At 48.0% G+C, this 18,323-nt stretch carries 20 protein-coding genes; 14 read left to right on the top strand and 6 right to left on the bottom strand.

The genetic code is table 11. The annotated features are described in order from the left end of the window. Positions 1 to 17 precede the first annotated feature (17 nt). A complete protein-coding gene (locus SIB68_RS06380) occupies positions 18 to 2,087 on the bottom strand; it encodes a glycogen debranching protein (RefSeq protein ID WP_063399522.1) in 2,070 nt (689 codons plus the stop codon). Positions 2,088 to 2,164: 77 nt separating this feature from the next. Here SIB68_RS06380 and SIB68_RS06375 point away from each other — a divergent pair, with 77 nt between their 5' ends. From SIB68_RS06375 to SIB68_RS06350, 6 genes are all read left to right on the top strand, one after another. Beyond that, positions 2,165 to 2,821 carry an MBL fold metallo-hydrolase gene (locus tag SIB68_RS06375; protein WP_063399429.1) on the top strand — a complete coding sequence of 219 codons (657 nt, stop codon included), beginning with the start codon at positions 2,165 to 2,167 and terminating at the stop codon, positions 2,819 to 2,821. A gap of 159 nt (positions 2,822 to 2,980) precedes the next feature. Next, positions 2,981 to 3,256: an HU family DNA-binding protein gene (locus SIB68_RS06370; RefSeq protein ID WP_011130763.1), complete on the top strand. Its 276-nt coding sequence runs from the start codon at positions 2,981 to 2,983 to the stop codon at positions 3,254 to 3,256. 88 nt (positions 3,257 to 3,344) lie between these two features. Continuing rightward, on the top strand, positions 3,345 to 4,265 hold the full coding sequence (gene gluQRS / locus SIB68_RS06365; protein WP_063399428.1) for a tRNA glutamyl-Q(34) synthetase GluQRS: 921 nt from the start codon (positions 3,345 to 3,347) through the stop codon (positions 4,263 to 4,265). Positions 4,266 to 4,355: 90 nt separating this feature from the next. Further along, positions 4,356 to 4,553: a hypothetical protein gene (locus tag SIB68_RS06360; RefSeq protein ID WP_063399427.1), complete on the top strand. Its 198-nt coding sequence runs from the start codon at positions 4,356 to 4,358 to the stop codon at positions 4,551 to 4,553. Positions 4,554 to 4,813: 260 nt separating this feature from the next. Continuing rightward, positions 4,814 to 4,960 carry a hypothetical protein gene (locus SIB68_RS06355; protein WP_155724895.1) on the top strand — a complete coding sequence of 49 codons (147 nt, stop codon included), beginning with the start codon at positions 4,814 to 4,816 and terminating at the stop codon, positions 4,958 to 4,960. Positions 4,961 to 5,021: 61 nt separating this feature from the next. Next, positions 5,022 to 5,534: a hypothetical protein gene (locus tag SIB68_RS06350; RefSeq protein WP_063399426.1), complete on the top strand. Its 513-nt coding sequence runs from the start codon at positions 5,022 to 5,024 to the stop codon at positions 5,532 to 5,534. A 183-nt stretch (positions 5,535 to 5,717) separates the two neighbouring features. Here SIB68_RS06350 and SIB68_RS06345 read toward each other — a convergent pair whose 3' ends face one another. After that, positions 5,718 to 7,421: a protein adenylyltransferase SelO gene (locus tag SIB68_RS06345; protein WP_063399425.1), complete on the bottom strand. Its 1,704-nt coding sequence runs from the start codon at positions 7,419 to 7,421 to the stop codon at positions 5,718 to 5,720. A 900-nt stretch (positions 7,422 to 8,321) separates the two neighbouring features. Between SIB68_RS06345 and SIB68_RS06340 the strand changes: the two genes are divergently transcribed. Together SIB68_RS06340 and SIB68_RS06335 are read left to right on the top strand one after the other, a co-directional pair. Beyond that, positions 8,322 to 8,582: a hypothetical protein gene (locus SIB68_RS06340; RefSeq protein WP_063399423.1), complete on the top strand. Its 261-nt coding sequence runs from the start codon at positions 8,322 to 8,324 to the stop codon at positions 8,580 to 8,582. Beyond that, complete coding sequence (locus SIB68_RS06335) at positions 8,583 to 8,789, top strand: hypothetical protein (protein WP_063399422.1); 207 nt, start codon at positions 8,583 to 8,585, stop codon at positions 8,787 to 8,789. It begins immediately after the preceding gene. A gap of 583 nt (positions 8,790 to 9,372) precedes the next feature. On the opposite strand, the gene SIB68_RS06330 is transcribed toward SIB68_RS06335, so the two are convergent. Next, on the bottom strand, positions 9,373 to 9,597 hold the full coding sequence (locus tag SIB68_RS06330; protein WP_063399421.1) for a hypothetical protein: 225 nt from the start codon (positions 9,595 to 9,597) through the stop codon (positions 9,373 to 9,375). Between the two features lie 178 nt (positions 9,598 to 9,775). Here SIB68_RS06330 and SIB68_RS06325 point away from each other — a divergent pair, with 178 nt between their 5' ends. The 3 genes from SIB68_RS06325 (at position 9,776) to SIB68_RS06315 (ending at position 11,469) form a co-directional block, all read left to right on the top strand. After that, entirely contained in the window at positions 9,776 to 10,123 is a 348-nt protein-coding gene (locus SIB68_RS06325; protein WP_063399420.1) for a hypothetical protein, read from the top strand. A gap of 680 nt (positions 10,124 to 10,803) precedes the next feature. Continuing rightward, complete coding sequence (locus SIB68_RS06320) at positions 10,804 to 10,995, top strand: hypothetical protein (RefSeq protein ID WP_063399419.1); 192 nt, start codon at positions 10,804 to 10,806, stop codon at positions 10,993 to 10,995. Positions 10,996 to 11,313: 318 nt separating this feature from the next. Further along, on the top strand, positions 11,314 to 11,469 hold the full coding sequence (locus tag SIB68_RS06315; RefSeq protein ID WP_196757079.1) for a hypothetical protein: 156 nt from the start codon (positions 11,314 to 11,316) through the stop codon (positions 11,467 to 11,469). Between the two features lie 477 nt (positions 11,470 to 11,946). Here the strand turns inward: SIB68_RS06315 and SIB68_RS06310 are convergent, their stop codons facing one another. After that, positions 11,947 to 12,699, bottom strand: a complete 753-nt coding sequence (locus SIB68_RS06310; protein ID WP_063399418.1) for an MBL fold metallo-hydrolase — start codon at positions 12,697 to 12,699, stop codon at positions 11,947 to 11,949. Positions 12,700 to 13,474: 775 nt separating this feature from the next. On the opposite strand from SIB68_RS06310, the gene SIB68_RS06305 reads away from it, so the two are divergent. Together SIB68_RS06305 and SIB68_RS06300 are read left to right on the top strand one after the other, a co-directional pair. Further along, positions 13,475 to 13,807 carry a hypothetical protein gene (locus tag SIB68_RS06305; protein ID WP_011825262.1) on the top strand — a complete coding sequence of 111 codons (333 nt, stop codon included), beginning with the start codon at positions 13,475 to 13,477 and terminating at the stop codon, positions 13,805 to 13,807. A 279-nt stretch (positions 13,808 to 14,086) separates the two neighbouring features. Continuing rightward, positions 14,087 to 14,236: a hypothetical protein gene (locus tag SIB68_RS06300; protein WP_155724893.1), complete on the top strand. Its 150-nt coding sequence runs from the start codon at positions 14,087 to 14,089 to the stop codon at positions 14,234 to 14,236. 50 nt (positions 14,237 to 14,286) lie between these two features. On the opposite strand, the gene SIB68_RS06295 is transcribed toward SIB68_RS06300, so the two are convergent. Continuing rightward, positions 14,287 to 14,469, bottom strand: a complete 183-nt coding sequence (locus tag SIB68_RS06295) for a hypothetical protein (protein WP_063399417.1) — start codon at positions 14,467 to 14,469, stop codon at positions 14,287 to 14,289. A 383-nt stretch (positions 14,470 to 14,852) separates the two neighbouring features. Further along, entirely contained in the window at positions 14,853 to 15,317 is a 465-nt protein-coding gene (locus SIB68_RS06290) for a secondary thiamine-phosphate synthase enzyme YjbQ (protein ID WP_063399416.1), read from the bottom strand. A gap of 528 nt (positions 15,318 to 15,845) precedes the next feature. Between SIB68_RS06290 and SIB68_RS06285 the strand changes: the two genes are divergently transcribed. Beyond that, a complete protein-coding gene (locus SIB68_RS06285; RefSeq protein ID WP_155724892.1) occupies positions 15,846 to 18,224 on the top strand; it encodes a glycosyltransferase in 2,379 nt (792 codons plus the stop codon). The last annotated feature ends 99 nt before the right edge of the window (positions 18,225 to 18,323 follow it).

Genomic DNA, 18,323 nt, shown 5'->3' with positions numbered 1-18,323 from the left:
TTTTTGATTTTTCCCTTTTAGAGCTTGAGTTTTGAGGCGTATTCCTCTGCCAGCAAGATCAACATGCTGCGGTTCTGCAGATCAATGTCCTCTGAAGTCCATGTATTAGGTCTTGCGGGTAGATCATCGGGGCTAGGACATGCTGTGTCCAGGATGCGGTGCCACGCAGAAGTCGGTTCAGGCAGATCAAAGTGCATGGCTTTGCTGTAGGCGTTGAAGCCCATCCACATCACCGCACCGCTGGAGCCTCGATTCAGGCTGTAGCAGATGGTATGGGACCAGCTGCCCCAATCGGGCTTGTCGATCTCAACACCATGCCATTGCAGCCAGAGATCGTCTGGACTCTGCTGAAGACGTACGGGCCTCTCCTCAGGGGGGTGATTGATGGGAGAGAAGAGTTCCGAAAGTTGGCGGCGAATCATGAGCAGCCTGCTGACGAAGAGGTGCAAATCCATATCGCATTGTTCAGGGTTCCAGAGCATCCAGCCGAGCGGGTTGTCCTGACACCAGCTGTTGTTGTTCCCCCCCTGGCTGCGGCCCACTTCATCTCCCATCAACAGCATTGGCACTCCTCTTGAAAGCAACAGGGTGGCGATCAGATTGCGCATCTGGCGATGGCGGAGGGCCTGCACGGCATGGTCACTGCAGGGGCCTTCAATGCCGTTGTTCCAGCTGTTGTTGTGATTTTCACCGTCGCGGTTGCTCTCTCCATTGGCGAGGTTGTGTTTGCAGTTGAAACTCACCAGGTCATTGAGGGTGAAGCCATCGTGTGCAGTGATGAAGTTCAGGGAACGTCCCAGCGGAGCTGGTTCACCTTTGTAGAGATCAGCACTTCCGCTTAGGCGTTGTCCCATCCTCCAGGCGCTGTCTTCGTCTCCTTTCCAGAAGGCACGTAGGTCATCTCGGTAATGGCCATTCCATGTTCCGATTCGTTGTGCTGGGAAATCGCTGAGTCGATAGAGGCCACCGCAATCCCATGGTTCGCTAAACAGTTTTAAATCGCTGAGCTCTGGATCAGCTTCAATCTCTTCAAATAGGGGAGGGTGTTCGAGCGGCTTTAGGCCTTCGCCTCGGCTCAGGGCGATCCCTAGATCGAAGCGGAAGCCATCGACTCCTAGTTCGATGGCCCAGCAACGCATCGACTCGAGAATCAGCTGCCTCACGATTGGACGATTGGCGGCGATGCTGTTGCCGCAACCACTTACATCCAGGTATTCGCCACTGTCGTTTTGGTGGTAATAGAGAGCATCGCTGAAGCCTCGCCAGCTGAGTGTGGGGCCATCAAGGCTGCCTTCTGTGGTGTGGTTGTAGACCACGTCAAGGATGACTTCAATGCCCTCGTCATGACAGGCCGCAACCAGCTCGCGGACTTGTTGGCGAGCCTGCAATGGATCGTCACCATGAACATATTTGGGATGGGGAGTGAACCAGTTCAGAGGGCTGTAGCCCCAGTAGTTGTCTCGCCCCGTTGGCGCATCAGAGGGATCGAAAGCAAAAATAGGTAGCAGCTCTATGGCCGTGATACCCAGTTGTCGCAGATAGGGAAGTTTGTCAATGAGTCCTAGGAAGGTGCCTTGGCGCTGAGGTGTTACCTCTGACTTCGGGCCGCTGCTGAACCCCCCTACATGCAGTTCGTAGATCACGCTGCGGTTCCATGGGGTCCTGGGGCGTGGATGGGATGCGAAGTCAAAATGTTCTCGTTCGCACACCACTCCCTTTAGGCAGGCTTGGATATTGGCCGACGATCCTTTGGCCTGTTCTCTTTGATAGATGTCCCAGCCACTGATGGCTCTTGTGCAGGGGTCAAGCAGCACCTTGGAGGGGTGAAAGCTATCGCTGCCAGGGTTGTGGGGGCCGAAGATCCGATAGCCATAACAGCAGCCAGTTTGCAATCCTTCCACCTCAACATGCCAGTAGTCGCCGGATCGATGGAAAGGCTGGAGCTCGAGGATGTGTTCTGGCTGTGTGGCATTTGCATCGGCAAACAGCAGCAGCTCCACGCGCTTTGCAGTTGGGGCAGCCACAGAGAAATTGACGCCTCGTGTTGTGATCGTGCTGCCCAGGGGCCAAGGAGTGCCGAGATGCATCTTGCTTACAGCTGTGTCTGCGGCGAGGCAGAAAGCATTGGGCACAAGCGAAGAAGTTCAGCCCGTTTCACAATGTCATGACGTTGTCCCAATCATTGGAGTCGGGCAATCCTCCAGAGCAGCTGAGCGGGCCCCTCTGGGTTTTCCCACCCAATCGAGACTGTGACGGGGGGACAGCATGGTGGCTGGGATGTGACCCCGAACCCGTCTTAATCGACTGTCCGCCTTTAACGACAACCACTCTTGAGGCTCTAAAACAGCTCGCCTCGGGGCGCACGGCCCGGATCTTGCTGACCAGTCGAGAGGGGCATGGCAGGGTGCGTGCGTTTCAGGATGCACTCGGATGGCCTGTCTTGGTGCAGGAGCAGGAGGCTTATCTCCTGCCCGGGCTGACTTCGCTGGACAGCTTTGCTGATCAACACACCACCGCTGCGGGGCTGCGGCTGCTTTGGACGCCTGGGCCAACACCAGGGAGCTGCGTGGTTTTTGCTCCTGATCCTTGGAACGTACTTTTCTGTGGACGTTTGTTGATTCCTGTCGAGTTTGTTCAATTGGCTCCATTGCCACATAGGCGGACTTTTCATTGGCCTCGCCAGCTCAGAAGCTTGCGAAAATTGCGCCAATGGATTCCTTCAGATTCAAGGCCTGCACTGGCTTCTGGTGCTCCCCTTGGGGCCCTCCGAGGAGAGAAATTGGCCCCATGGGATGCCTGGAAATTGCAGGTAAATCAGTGAATCAAATTGTTCAATTTTCGTATAAAGCGTTGCGCCACGGTCCCTTTCGGTTGCCGGCAGCGGCTTGAGTCCATACGATTAGCGCGAATCGGGATAGCAGGGACGGATTTCGTCTTCTGCTCTGTCACTGAACAGTTTCCGTACCATCACCCCTTTCCTATGAACAAAGCTGACCTGGTCAACCTCGTCGCAGCCCGCACTGAGCTAACGAAAACAGATGTCTCCTTGGTGGTGGATGCTGCCATCGATACCATCATCGATTCCGTAGTGGAGGGGAAGAAGGTCTCTATCCTTGGCTTCGGATCCTTCGAGCCTCGTGATCGTTCCGCTCGTCAGGGTCTGAACCCCAAGACAGGGCAGAAGATCAAGATCCCTGCCAAGCGTGTTCCTGCCTTTACTGCAGGCAAGATGTTCAAAGATCGCGTTCAGGGCTGATTTTTTAGCCCTTGCTTGCAGACGGGCGGTCGTCACGGCCGCCTTTTATTTGTGGGCCTACTGAGTCAGGGCTCCTTCCATTGATTCAATGGCCACATCCTCTGAACTGCCTGATCATCTGTATGAGCAGATGGAAGCTGGGCAGCACCTTAGGAATCAGGGCTATCGCGGCCGGTTTGCCCCGTCTCCGACGGGACCATTACACCTGGGCAATCTGTGCACTGCTCTGGTGTCTTGGTTGCAAGCGCGTTTGGCTAATGGGGCTTGGCTTTTGCGGGTGGATGACCTGGATCAGCCTCGCAATCGTGTGGGAGCGGTTGAGAGCCTGCAGCAGGATTTGCACTGGCTAGGCCTTGATTGGGATGGCCCCGTGGTGTTTCAGAGCCGCCGCCGTGGGCTTTACAACTCTTTCCTCTCGGCTCTGCGGCGCCAGGGGAAGTTGTATGCCTGTCGATGTAGCCGGCGAATGTTGGCTGACATCTCAGCACCAGCTGGGCGGCACTTGGTTTACCCAGGCACGTGTCGAGATTTGGAGCTGTTTTGGGGGTGGCATGAGGGCAGGCTGCCCAGTTGGCGTTTAAGGGTGAGCAAAGAGTTCTCCCATACCAGTGGAGACGTGATTTTGCGGCGCGCTGATGGTTTTATCGCTTATCACTTGGCGACGGTTGTTGATGAACTGACTCTCGGGATTAGCGAGGTGGTACGCGGTGAAGACTTGCTTGACGCCATGAATGCTCAGCTTGCTTTGATTAATGCGATTTCAGAGCGGCCTGTGATCTATCGCCACGTGCCCTTGTTGTGTGATGAGCAAGGCCGAAAGTTGGCCAAGCGAGAGGGACATGCTGGTTTGGACAGCCTGCGTTCCGAGGGACTGGGGCCTTCTCATGTGGTGGGCTTGCTTGCTGCTAGCCAGAGCCTTGTCCCTTTTGGTGCTGAACTCACGGCAGGGGAGTTATTGAGTGAGTTGAAGAAGAAGGAGGGGGTTTTGAAAAGCGTGCTGAAACCTTAAAGGCACAACGGCTCTAATTCTTAACGAAGCCTTCGGGATCACAAGCGCATAAATGTATGAAAATAAACAGCCACTTAATGCAAGCAATCAATGTCGATCTGCCCTAACTGCGGAGGTAGTGGCATTCAACGCATCAGTCACCTGAGGTTTCGTACCTGCTTAGACTGTCTTGGCCAGGGGAGCGTCATAGAAGAGCTGAACACTGGTTACGCGCTGCAGTCTCCAGGTGGAGATCTTCAAGCAGAACAGACGATCAAGACTCCTATTGCTGCTCCTGTGGTGAGCTGATCGAGATTATTTAAGCTTTTGCAAGCGATTAAGACTATGCAGCTCCCTTAAGAAAGGGGAAGGTTGATCAAAACATCAATGTTGTGCATTAAGACAAGTATGAGCTGAGAGCTTCAGTCAATTGAGCTCTAGTTTCTTGATGTTATTGGCAACGCTCAGTGGAGCGATCAAGCGCTTTAAACGCTTTAGCCAGTGGTATCTCTATGCACGCCAAGGGTGTTTCTAATTGCCACTAGGTTGGCCGGATTTTCAAAACGCTTGTGAGCAACTGCAAGAAAGAACTAGAAGCAAGAAGAAGAGTGCCTCGCCAGGTGAGTCGCGATGGCATTGGATTCTCGATCTTCGCTCAATCAGAGGGCGCTGGTTGGTGTGATGTGCTTACGGGGCAATCATCTGGCATCAGTTGATGAGAAGGCATTGACCATCGGCTTGGGGCTGCCAACGTGAAGTGACATTCAGTTGGAATCAATGAGCCCCACCTCTCGCACAAAGTGCGTTTCCCTTATGTCTTTGGTGGCTTTAAGCCTGGGATGGCAGGGAGCTCAGGCACAGGGCATGCTGCCCGGATGCCGACTTGAGAATGGCAGTCTTCAGTGCGTTCCTGGGCTAACTGCTTCCCCTCAGGAACAGATTCATGTTTTAGAAGGCCGCATTTCAGAGGATCAAAAGTCTGAAGAGCAGGTCGAACAAAACATCGAGGGTTTAAGTCGTTTTGTTTTGGAAGGAGATGCTCTTGAAGGAGAACTGCTGAAGGCGGACCTCATACTGGATGGTGACGCCATTGAATCGGTTCACATTAACTGGTATCGCCGCAAAGGTAACGGACATTGGCAGCTTGTAGCGAACGCTTCTGAAACCACCTATCAGCTTGGAAGCAACGATCTAGGACGTTCTCTGATGGCCGTCCTGACTGTTTCTACAAGTGATGGGAATGTGAATCGAACTAATAGCAATGTGATTGGCCCCATTACTGCTAGATGATTCAACTGATCAGGAGATTTCATTTTCTGCTTGGGCGGCTACCTATCAATGACTTGAATAGACTTTCAATTCTGGGCCGAGATCCATCAGCGCACTGATAATGAAGTCACTGCTTTTTGTGAGTCAATGACTAAAGCTTTTTGGCTAATATTTATTATTCCAATGCTTCAGCTTTTTTCGACCTCAAGATGAACAGCTATAGTGCGATATGCCACCAGCATTAAAGAATGCCTTAGGTTTTAGGCGATAGTATTTATCTTCTATTTCTTTTGATTGCTCATCATATGGATGGCTTAGCACTTCTTGTAACTCTTTCACTAAGGAATAGTCGCTCTCTTCGGCCTGCTGATAGGCAGGGGCAATTAACCACTCTCGCCATGTATATTTTGGATTGGTCAGTTTCATGATTTTTGATGTCTCTGTTGAATTGCCATTGTTGATGACGTGCTCGCGCCAGCTTTGCAGCCAAGATTGCCATTGCTCATCGATTTGTTGTGAAGTTTGGATGTAGAAGCTCTTTTTTAATGCTGATAAATCATTTGGTATATGAGATAGCTCGCGAAAGAAGATCGTGTAATCTACCTGTGACTCGAGCATTAACTGCGATAATTTCTCTAAGAGCTTGGAGTTATATTTTGTTAAGCCAAGCTTGGCTGCCCACATTTTTTGGATTTGTTTATCCATGGCTTGTTCAAAGCCATCACGAACTTGGTCAAACTCTTTTATGGCTTTAGCATCTTCTTCAAGTAGCGGCCTTAAAGCTTTCCAAAACATATGATAATTTGCTTCCGCCGCGATTGGTTGATTGAAGTATGAAAAGTGTTTGCCGCCGCCAGTCCAAGGCTGAAATTTAGGATCAAAGATTTCACAAAATCCAAATGGTCCATAGTCGAGGGTGAAGCCACCCGCGGCGCAATTGTCACTGTTGAAATTGCCTTGGCAATAGCCAATGCGGAGCCAATTTGCTACCAATAAAGTAAGGCGATCACGAAATAGCCGCGCCAACTCCACCAATTGAACTGTAAAAGAAAGGGTTTGATTAATGTCATTTTTGTATTCTCGTTCAATTAAATGCGACACAATCATGCGCAACTCTTCTAATGCTCTTGGATGAGTATTGCTGCGAGCGCGACGCGCAAATAATTCTAGTTGACCAACTCGCAAAAAGGATGGTGCGACGCGAGTTGAAATTGCTACAGGATTCTCCACCAAAATATCAGGGTCGGTGGATTGGGAGTGTTGAGAATACCAAGGGCGGGTGATTGTCTCAGATTTAGAAACATAGAGTGTTAACGAACGCGATGTTGGAACACCTAAAGCCTGCATATATTCTTGCGCTAGAAATTCACGCACACTTGAACGTAGTACTGCGCGTCCGTCGGCACCACGGCAGTAAGGCGTTGGACCACCACCTTTTAATTGCATTTCCCAGCGTTTGCCATTAATGATTCCTTCAAATACAGATATCGCTCGGCCATCGCCATATCCATTACCAGTGCCAAATGGACATTGTTGGGTGTATTCTCTGCCATAAATTGATAGTGCATAACCAGTTGCCCAGCCAACCTGTCGCATAGGCTCACGCGTAGCAGAGAGATCACCTGAAAATAACTTGCAAAAATTTTCATTAAATGCCAGCTCGTTGCTCAAGCCAAGTTCATTAAAAAATGTGCTGCTATGAGTTACATATTCTGGGTTTTTAAGCGGCGTTGGTGTTACAGGTACGAAATGACCAGAAAAAACTTGTCGGGCAAGGTGATCATCACCATCTACCGTGGAATCAGGGTCAGCATTTAAGCTATCCATCAGAGAATAATCCGCCAGCTTCTCAAACTCATCGACTGTTGTTACCCAGCGAGAAGCAGATGATTCAGATGGATGCGACATTCTTGTTAAAAGTGACTTAGGAGGTCCGCCAACGGTCCTCTATGTGTTTTGAACACCAGCGTATAAGCAAAAACGTTGAGTCTAAGGAACTTCTCTAGTGTGTTTTCTTGAAATTCGTTTTGCTGCAGTGGGCTGCTAAGCCTGATCTAGGCATCAACCCACCTTAGTATTCAATGATTACTCTTCTAATGGCTTTAAGCCCTTTGCTTTTTTGGTGGGTAGAGGTGTGCTGTCTTCACATACAGGATGCGGGAACACGTTGCACCAAATAACACTATTGAGCCTGCAAGAAGAACGTTCCAAAAGAAAGGAGGGATATCAAAAAGAAGGTAGTGGAGAATCATCCAGCTCACCCATGCTTAAACAGCACTTCTAGATATAGCAATGCAATGCCATCCTGGCTGCTGAATCCAGCCCTTACCCGCTCGATTCGTTATCGGGGGTATTGGTTTGGTGTGGGATGCCTGAAGGAGAAGCCTTTTGATTTGAATGCCACCGTATACAGAGAGAAGACCTGTCTCCCGTCACTGCTGAGGTCTACACCCTATGGGTCAACAAGAGAGAAGAGCACGCTTCAAAGCGATGACGAGTTCTGAGAGGAAAGCTCTGATCAGGAAAAAAATGAAAGCGGCAGGGCTAGTAGAAGGCAGTGGGGTACCTGGGAGAACCTTGTCTTCATACGATCAAGAGGAAGTAAGGGAACTGATCCGAATTACCAGCTGTTTCCCTGAGATGCGTAGCGATTAGGGGGGTGCACTCCACCGTTAACAAAGGGGCAGCCGGTTTGCTCACGACCTTTAACAGGATTCTGGTTCTTTTGTCTGACCAAAATTGACACTGTGACCGCTTTCCGTCTCCGTTGAATCGTCACTAGGCTGCGCCTGACGCAATCACCAAGACATGGTTCGCTCGTTGACAACCGCTGCAGCGGCTGCAGTTCTGATGTGCACCCCTGCGATGGCATGCAGCAATCAGTCTGAGCAATTGGTTTCACAGTCTCAAGAGAGTGAGGTGTACTTCCGGCGCAAGAGCAACCAGCCGCTGGTGAATGAACAGACCAGCATTGATGCAGAGAACTGCACTGCCAACGCAGATGGAGGTTTCACCTGTGATACCAAGGTGGTTAACCCCGTAAGCCCAGATAACAAATACAGGAACTAAGTGGACAAAAAGCCCTTTTGGGAACCAAGGATGATCTGGCGTGCGGTTGTGATCGATGTTGTGCTGTGCGTGCTCATGCTCATCCTCTCGGTCATGTCTGATGAACAATTCTGGCGTGTGTTCTATGCATCCGGTTCCCTGCTAGCGATCATTGATGCGATATGGGCATCGCGTGTACTTGATGCTGTAGAGGAAGAGCAAGACTAAACACACAGCTGACGTCACTCCATCCTCTGAGGCTCATTGCTAGGCACGTCAAAACCATGAAAAAGGCGCCCTCATCGAGCAGCGCCCTATAACGACAAACTTGTGTGAGGAGTGTCGTGTCTCGATGCTACTCCTCTATTGGGGCCTTAATCAATGAGAAATAGATTGTATGAAGAGTGTTCGTTTTTCTGTCATCATATTTTGACTGCTAAATTTTCTATAGCTCAATACCGCTCTGTTGTCTGTTCAGGCTGAGAACTTGGTCACAGGTTCCCGAGAAGTTCCTTCCCCTAGGATTAATGGAATCAGAGATAGTTATATTCAGATCAGCTTCTGATGATCTGTTGAGAGGGTAAGAATATTGGTTAGAGCTGAGAAGTTGATAACTAGTTTTATGGTTTCAAGACAATGATACTAGAGTTGGTTGCGATTAACTGCATGGCAGTCTAAGTATCTAATTGGCAAGCAGTTGCCAGGAATCGGATGTTGTTTAAAGCCATTAGTGCGGTAATTACAGGACTAAAACGCCACTGCTCATTCGAGGCATTAAGGATGTTGGCTTAAGTAGTCACATCAGCAATGCCTACCGATTGCATCCCGATTGGCTGGTGTTGCAGACAACGCTTCGATGCAATGCACCTTGAAAACCCCAGTTGAACTGCACAGCGTCTTTGAGGTTGATCTCCATCACCCCCAGATCTGCTGCATTGCCTGCGTCCTGAGCAGCAGCAGGTCGTAGAGGAGTATTGGCTAGAGCGAGTGCAGCAAAACCAGTGAACGATAAGGAGAGGCGAATGGAAGGCTGCACTGGGATCTAAAAACCAATTGATTAATCATTTTGATGGTGTTGAACAGCTGCTGCAATTAGGCCAAATCAACTGCAGGAAAAGGAACTTTCTTGATGAGCGGCATGCAAATTACTTTTGAGAATTTGTGATTGACCCATGCATTTGCGTTGAAATAAGCACCGTTCTTGCGAAGTAATCATGTCGCTTTCAGGGCAGGAGTCGCAGAGATGCTGCCTCTTGCTGCAGCTTGTGCTCTGTGGCTTTCTTCCACTCCTAGGGATGATTCCTGTAAGAGCGGCTGAGCTTCCAGGCCTCAGGCCGCTAGCACTCGCATGCTTTCAGTCTGGTCAGCTCAACGCATGCCAAGCCGCGTTGCTGCGGGCGGAAGCCCTGCAGAGACGTGCAGGCGCTCAGAGCAACTATCCCTGTCAGACCTTGCTGCTTGGCTTGCAAGCCGATGTGATCATGAGTCAACTTCGAGCTGGACGTGGTGATGATGCTGTGATCATGCTGGAGGAGGTCAGCAACAGTTGTCGAGGCCTGTGATCTAAGAGAGCAGAACTAGTGATCTCTTGAATTGCTTTTAATCGTCTTTATTGTTACCCAGTTAACCCTGACCGTCAGCGTAAATATTGTCTTGACCCTCGTGCGCTTCTTGGTAGCCCAGGGTGGATGCAGCAGAAGCCTTGCTCACTGATCCTTGCAGCAGGGCTTGGCAAAGCTGGCCATAGAAACATTAGGGTTCCTATTCTTTGAGCTATAGCTGAGAAGACTTTGTTTTTTATTTCGTTGCAGATAGGAAGCAGTTCATACACAGCTTTTGGAGTAATCACATCTTTTGTTGCTGCTTGACTAATCTCTAAGTTTGTGAATTGTAATAGATCTGTATCAAGGCAATGCAATGGTTCGCAGCGTCTAGTCTAATTTGCCAATGGCTCTAAAGAACCTTTCCCGCTTGTCTATTGACTTTCAGTATTGAGCCTCTTGCCCGCGATTAGCTCTATGAAAAACTATAATTTTGTTGATTAATGACTTACAGCATGCCTGCAAAATACAGGGTATTTGCATACTCGGTTCGCTGATAATCATGGGCCCCCTTAATGATCTTCCCTTTCAAGTCTGGTGAGCTGATGCTATAATGATTTTTAAGGGTTAAAACTCTTTTCCTGCCTCCTTCCACCGTCGACACTTGTTAATGATGGAAGCTGTGATCTACTTGTTGATCCATGTTCAAAGATCTGCTCCTTGCGTTGCCTGTTGAGCAAGACATTTTGATTCAAATTGTGTTGGCGTTTATCGGCCTCTTTGTTTGGCTGTGGGCCGTTGGCAGAGGAGGGAGTTGGGCTTTTGGGGCATTTGTGGTAGCGCTTTGGTTCTTGACAGCGATTGGGCTGATTACCTGGAATTTTTCGGAATAGCAAGCAGCCCAATCCCTCTTATGGATACCAGTCTTGTGGAGAAAACACTGATGTTTAAATCTGAATGAATAAGCCACAGCTGTTGTATTTCCATGCAAGTGCTGAGTGTGTCGCCGTTTAAGCCTTGTGATCCTTCGCTGCTTGCTAACCGCGCCAACCATGCTTTGCCTGGCTTGAGTCGAGCTGTTCTGTTCCCTTGTGGTTTCTTGGCGCTTTGCGGGGCTGGGCTCATCAATGAGGCTTGTACTTCAATTCATGTTTGCAACAGCGAAAGCATGAAAAGGCGCTATTCTTGATGCAAGCTTGCTTTTGCGATCAATGAATTCTGCACTCTCAAGAAGTTCAGGCCTCAACTGGGCTCAGAAGACATTGGCCACGCTTTTTGCTTCGACTCTCTTCATTTATGGCTTGGATCGCACAGTGCCAGGCGTTCACAACTTCTTGATGGGTGCCTTCTCCTGCCACGGTGGCTGAGTCTCTAGTTTGAATAATCAATTTGTATTCAAAGACCCGCATTTTTGATCCGGGTCTTTTTTTGTGCGGGCAAAAAAATCAAAATGGGCTATCAAAATTGCGTTGACGTTCAAGAAACAGCAGATGATCCTTTTAGAAAATAGTTTGCTATTAACACCATAATCCTGATGTGGATTGTGCTCTTCAGAGCAAGGAAACTTGAATGAGATGAATCATGTCTATCCCTGTGCCGAGGCTCAGCATCCGCTTCAGCCAGTTTTCGCAGCGTTAAAGCTCAGATCTAAATAACTCCCTCGTTTTCAGGACATGCTCCAGAGATTCCTGCTTTGCTTATCTAGAGTCGAGACACCTTTCAGAAGCCTCTGGCCTGAAAGAAAGATTGATTGCCAACATCAACTTCTTCTGTCTTAGTCATGGCTTCAATCTTTCAGCTTGAGATTCTCTTGAGCTTGCTGACGGGGCTCATGAGCTAGGTGGTTAAGTCAGAAATTGCTTGGAGGTAAGGGCGTAGCGTTTGCCGGGTTCTGGGTCAATGAACTTGACCTGAGCGGGCAGCATTTCGGCAACATCTTTTGCTGATCCCTCCATCTGCATAAAGCTGCTCAGCAGCCCCTCGAAGCGAACATTCCCTCCAGCAGTGCTAGCAAGGACGGTGCTTGGCTCAAATCTTTTGAGCAATTCAGGAAGAACTTGACGGCCTTTCACAAAAGCCCCTGCAAGAGGCAGACCAAGATCAACCACCGGGGTGATCACCGCATCAACGGATTGTGATTCGATTTTGCTGTCGAGAAAACCATGAGGTTCAAGGTAGATCTTGCCGTCAGCATGGCTGATGAAATAACCGTTTTCGATCGAGGGCACCATGGCTCCAGCGGTCGCGCGGATGGTGAGTCCAGCGATGTTGGTGCTCTCTCCAGGATGCAATGGCGTTACTTGTGTAAACCCCAAGCGCCCAACTAGTTTTGCGGCCGAGGGGGAGCCAACGATCTTGAGATCCCTGGGAAGAAGCTGCAGTGTTTCTGGGTGGGCATGATCTGGTAAACCTTGGCTTAAAAGCAGCAGATCAAGGTTGTCAGGCACAGCCCAGTCGCGGGGCAGCCGGCCATTCAGCAACCAGGGGCCTGGTGGGAAGGAGAGTTGGCCGGTGAGCCAGGGATCCACTAATACCCTGCAGGCACCAAACTCCAGCAACCAACCGTTGGCACCAAAATAGGTCGCTGCCAGGTTCATGATCTGATCAGGCTCTGAGATCTGACCCTATCGGGGATCTGGTATCGATTGCTGGATGCACCCGTCTTGCAGGTAGGAATTCTTTTAACTGGCAGCTGCCATCTCCTTTGAAAGAGATCATGCTCTGCATGGCGATCATGTCCAAGTCGCATGGTGTTGAGTCGTGATCTGTCGTTGATAGAGCTAGGCCTGCGAGCTCTGCCTTAGAGCAATCAAATTTTGGTGTAGGTCTCTTTCTCAATGGACTTCCATCCATTAAGAACGCCTGCCTTCACAAGTCAAGACGACTTTCCTAATTTAATCGATTGGCGAAAATCTGCTTCGGAGGTCGAATATTTAGGCGACTTATTAAGAGCCTTTTTGACGTGACTGTAGAAAGAAAAAGTAATAATAAGCCAGTAGAGATTGGCTTGGGATTGTGATGATTGTTTGACTTACTGCTCTTGTTCAATTCATCTATTCTCCCTGGAATCCCGCACGTCCAGCCTCATTCTCTTGGTCATTTAGGGATATCTTTTGACCTGCGAAGCTTGTGATATGATGATATAAAGTGCATGCTAAATTCGAAGCCAAGCCTTCGCAGGCTTTTGCTTTGAGGTAGAGATGGCGAAAGAAAATCTGTGTAGATCTATTGCTATCACATCAAACTGGTCAGATTGTCTGATCAGGAATTCCGGCAGGAATGGCGACTGTTGTAATTTTTAGCGGAGTCCAGCTTCATTTTTTCTAAATGTGGTAAGGTTCGGCGTCTTCAAGTAAAGGCTGCTAAAAAATTATGCCTCCAGTTCTTGGCAGTTTCGGCTCCCCTGTCATCGTCCTTACCGGGACTCTCGGTTGGCAGTTCTATTTGGTATGTGTCTTCGTGATCGTTGGCCTTATCCTCACTGGTTATATCTTGCCCTCTTCAGGGGTGTATGGCTCTCTGAGAGGTTGGGGCACAGGCACTCCATGGCTGGTGGGCATTGTGCTGCTGGCTAGCGTTGTGACGGTGGTAGAGGTAGCTCGCGGCCTGGTTGGCCCCTCCTTGGCTGTTGGCCTATTTATGCTCATCCTTGGATTGCTCGTCCTAGACCAGTTGGGTCGGCAACTCTCTAGGTCTGGTGGTTGATTGGTTGATTGCTCGCCAATTTTCTTCTTGGTTGCTCGCATGAGCAGTTAGATCTAAGTTGATTGCCACTTTTCATTGGGACTGATTGGATCAATCAATCTCTCAGAAGTATCATTACTGGATTTAATTAGCCTTGATATCACTCAAAAGCTCCGCTTTTAAAGCGGGGCTTTTTTTATTGTTTTTCCCCTATAGCGGTGTCGACTTTTTGTTTTCGTGATCCACCGCTTTTGACAGATTCTTGCCTCTTCAAGGGATCAACCAAGAGCATTCACAGTCTTGTCCGCTCTTGTTAAACAGGGTGGTATTGAGGTGGTCACACAAAGCAGTTTTTCTTCTTGCCATCCATCGTCGCTGCTGCGATGGGTCAGCGTGATGGACGAGCACCTTGAGGCCCTTCATGAGCTTGGTGCCTTGCCTGATGGCTGAGTTTCGCCGAGAAGTCAATGCTGACCTCAAGCTGAAAAGCTGCCGAGTTCTTAGTGTCCGCACCAGAGTGCACAGGTTGCAGTCACGACAGCGACGACCAGCCCGCCCCATTTGATGACCTTCTGGGGAGCATTGAATGTGGTGCCCACCAGGATTGCGGAAAGGTTGATCACCATGAGCTGATCAGCTGAAGGCGAGATGCCGAAAGGCCCTGCAGTGGCGAGCAAGTTCATCATGAGTGTTGACAGTAAAAAGACATTAGAGCAAATATCCTCTTGGATACAGCTCAGTTGTGTTTATTTTCCTGGGTTTAGTTAGCAAGGCTGCTCCCAATCAGATGGCGACCTAGATAATCAATATTACGTACACATGAAATTCTTCATGGTAGGAGTGAAACAATTGAAACCCATTTGTCATGGGAATATAGGTGAATAGGTGACGCCTTGGGTAGGGGGAAATACTTCTTAAGTACCTATTTTTAGAATCTTTCCCTCGCATTTGTTATGCACTGGTCAGGAGCAACTCTTGGCTCTTAACTCATCGCGTTGATGTTAATCAGGGTGGTGTAAAGACTTTGGGGGGGGGCTGGTTGATTGTGAGGGATTGTTTTAAACTTTTAAGCACCCAGAAAGCGCACGCCAACCTGTCGTCGTCGTGGACCGTCTAACTCCACCAGGATGACGTCTTGATATCGACCTAGCACGAGTTGGGCATCCTGGACAGAAACCGTGAGGTGATTCCCGAGCAGTAACGCCTGTAAGTGTGCATGCGCATTTCGCGGTTCATCCTCAGGGATATTGGGGCGAAGATGAAGGTCGTTGTGTTTCCAGGTCTGATCCGCTGGAGCCAATTGATTGAGCCAATGCTTGATGTCTTCAAGCAGGCGTTCTTCCCATTCATTCACGATCAGGGCAGTGGTGGTGTGCAGTCCGGTCAGCAACAGAGCACCCTCCCTGTAACCGTTTTGCTCGATGAGTTGCTGCAGGGGCTTGCTGATGCGATGAAAGGCCAATGGCCCTTCGGTCATCACCGTGATAAGACCCTTATCCCGCTGGAGAGTGTTGATCTCATCAGTAGGCATGGGGCGAAACCTCGTCAGGGATGAAATTAGCTGAATTGCTATTTTGTCGCTGAATATTGGTTCATTTGCAAGTCAGTCTTTGCGACCACCTCTAGCTGCTGAACTATGGACACAGCTTTGAGGACTCTTCAATTAGCCATTATTCAGCACCCAAGCCGAGTCAATCGAATGGCATCGTCATTCCTCCATTAAAGATGAGCACTTTTGATTCCTGAATTTTATTGAAGGCTGCTTTGATCTATTAAGCGGTAAGCCGATCTTGGAAATACTTGCCAGCAATATCGTGATCACTGCTGGCGCTATTACCATCATCAGCGATCACATCAACATTAGCTATTGTTCCAGTGATTAGACATAGCTAATGCTGAATCATGTGTATAGAGCGAAAGAGCTTGACATTAAAGAATGTCTAAAACAAAAGATGAAAGGAAATCAATTTTCTTTACGCTGAAAAAATAACTTAATTCATCACAGAGCCAGTTGCATACTGTTGCTATAGTTCTAGCATTCGAAAATAGGCAAGTTTATATGTCAACGAAGTCTGACAAGAGTAGCCAGACAGATCAAGCCAACGTTTGCGTAGGGATATCAACGTATCGCCAGCCTCTGGCCTGGATCAAAAATGCTGTTGAATCAGTACTTGCACAGAAATATAGAAACTGGCAAATTCTAATCCGACCAGATGGACCCAATGCAATATCAAATGAAAATCTTACTTGGCTTACGGAACTGGAGTCTAATGAGCCTCGGTTGCATGTCATGCCTGAAGGTAAACAGCTTGGGACGTTTGGAAGCTACCGTCATATTTTTAGTCAAACCAAAGCAACTTATTTGGTACAACTTGATGCAGATGACATGCTACACAACCAAGCTCTTGAAAAGGCTGTTCAATATCTTGATGAAAACCTAAACTGCCCATTCTTATATTCTCAATGCAATTTAATAGATAAGACAGGCAAAACGATTGGGGTTGATCAGCGAGCATTGAGGCCATGGAAGAAGAACCTGGACCTTGTACAGTTTATGACATTTCACATGCGGTTAGTGAGAAGATCTGCATATTTGAAAGTTGGTGGCTACGACAGTAATTTTCGTTTTGCTGGCGACTATGACCTAAGCTTAAAGCTCAGTGAGCTTGCGGAACCGCAGCACATCGCAGAGCCTCTATATAGTTATCGCTTACATTCAGAAAGTGAATCTCAACTAAAAAGAAAAGCAACACATCAAGAAGCCATTAAGGCAGCCAGGTCAGCATTAAAACGTCGAGGTCTACAGGATGAATATACTTTAATTCATTCATTAAAAACAGAAAGTATAAGCATTACTAAAAAGACTAACCATCCTATAGTCATTGCGGGGATGCACCGTAGTGGAACATCCTTATTAGCAAGGATGTTGAACAAGCTAGGTGTTGCATATGGCCTTGATCATGATGTTGCAGATGCTGATAATCCTGATGGGTATTATGAAGACAGGGAATTCCTAGAGTTGCAAAGAAAGTGGTTTATTAGCTCACTAAATGAAAATGCAAATGGTTGGAATGATTGGGGCTGGAATCCAATACAATCGATCAGCAGTCTTGGTCAAGCGAACTGGAAAATTCAAGCAGAGAATCTACTGAATCAACGACAAATCTCCTTAGGTGATTTGAGATGGGGGTGGAAGGATCCCCGCACAACCTTGATTTTGCCTTTTTGGAGGCAACTTAGGCCGGGTTTAAAACTGATAGCTATTTATCGTGCCCCTTGGGATATTAGTGATGCCCTTCAACGCTTGAATTATCATCAGTTTCGAACAAATCCTGAAATGATTCTTCCGATATGGAAACTCTACAATAAACGACTGGTTGAGTATGTTGAGGCAGAACCTGAACGTAGTGTACTATTACACGCTGAAACTCTAGCTGCTAAAAGTGACAATCTAGCATCCATTATTCAAGACCGCTGGGACTGGCCTTTAGATACGGAAAAAAGCAGCAATGAACTTGGTTCATTGATTCGTCCAAATCGTTTGCAAAGTATAAAATTGCCCGACCCGATTGAAACACTATACAAGCTGGTTTTTCCAGATCTTGTAGAAATATGGGAAAGATTACAGGACAAAGCCGACCTAAGTGATTTAGAGGCATCTGACAACAATAATTATATGAAATTAATCAATATAATGAAGCCAGAGAAGCCTGAGCTATGTATTATCATACCAACATATAATCCTTGCCATTATCTACTAGAAGCACTTGCTAGTATAGAGAGATATAGGCCAAAAAACATACAAATAGAAATCATCATCGTTGATGATGGATCTACCTTCGCCGGCTCGATTGAACTTCTCGATAAACTTAAGTTGGTGGGCTATCAAATCATTAGCCTAAATAAATCTGGTCTTGCTGCTGCTCGAAATGCTGGGATCAAGGCTTCAACGGCCGAACTCATCCTCCCCTTGGATGATGATAACCGTTTGTTGGGGATATATTTAAATGATGGCCTCGAGTATATGTCTAAAAATTTAGAAGTAGACTTTTTTTATGGAGACCGAATCGATTTTGGAGCCGTGCGTGCACGTTTTCGCCCGGGGGCTCTAACTGCTGACGAGCTTATTAAGGCAAATAGAATTGACGCCTGTGCAATTATTCGGCGTAATCTATGGGAAAAATGTGGCGGTTATGACGAGACTCTTACTGCATTAGAAGATTGGGATCTTTTGCTGTCAGGGTTAAAAATAGGTATGAAAAGTTGCTATGCGCCTGAGCCCGCATTTGAATATCGTGTTCGAGAATCATCTATGTTACGTAGACATTTGGCCAATAAAAAAGTGCACTTTGCTACGATTGATTATCTACGTAACAAGCATCAGCTCCCAATAGCTCCACTTGTAGACAAAGAAGCCATTAGCAGCATCAACCTTTGATAGAAACAATTGAGAGTCCCATCGCCAACTCCTTTCTTGTGGCTCATTGCCACAGCATCAATCTCTAAGGTTAAGAACACATGACTAAATGAAATTTAT

Source organism: Prochlorococcus sp. MIT 1323 (genome assembly GCF_047304905.1).
GTDB lineage: Bacteria > Cyanobacteriota > Cyanobacteriia > PCC-6307 > Cyanobiaceae > Prochlorococcus > Prochlorococcus marinus_D.
The sequence above is the reverse complement of the archived record's forward strand: the minus strand, read 5'-3'. Positions and strand labels throughout refer to the sequence as shown.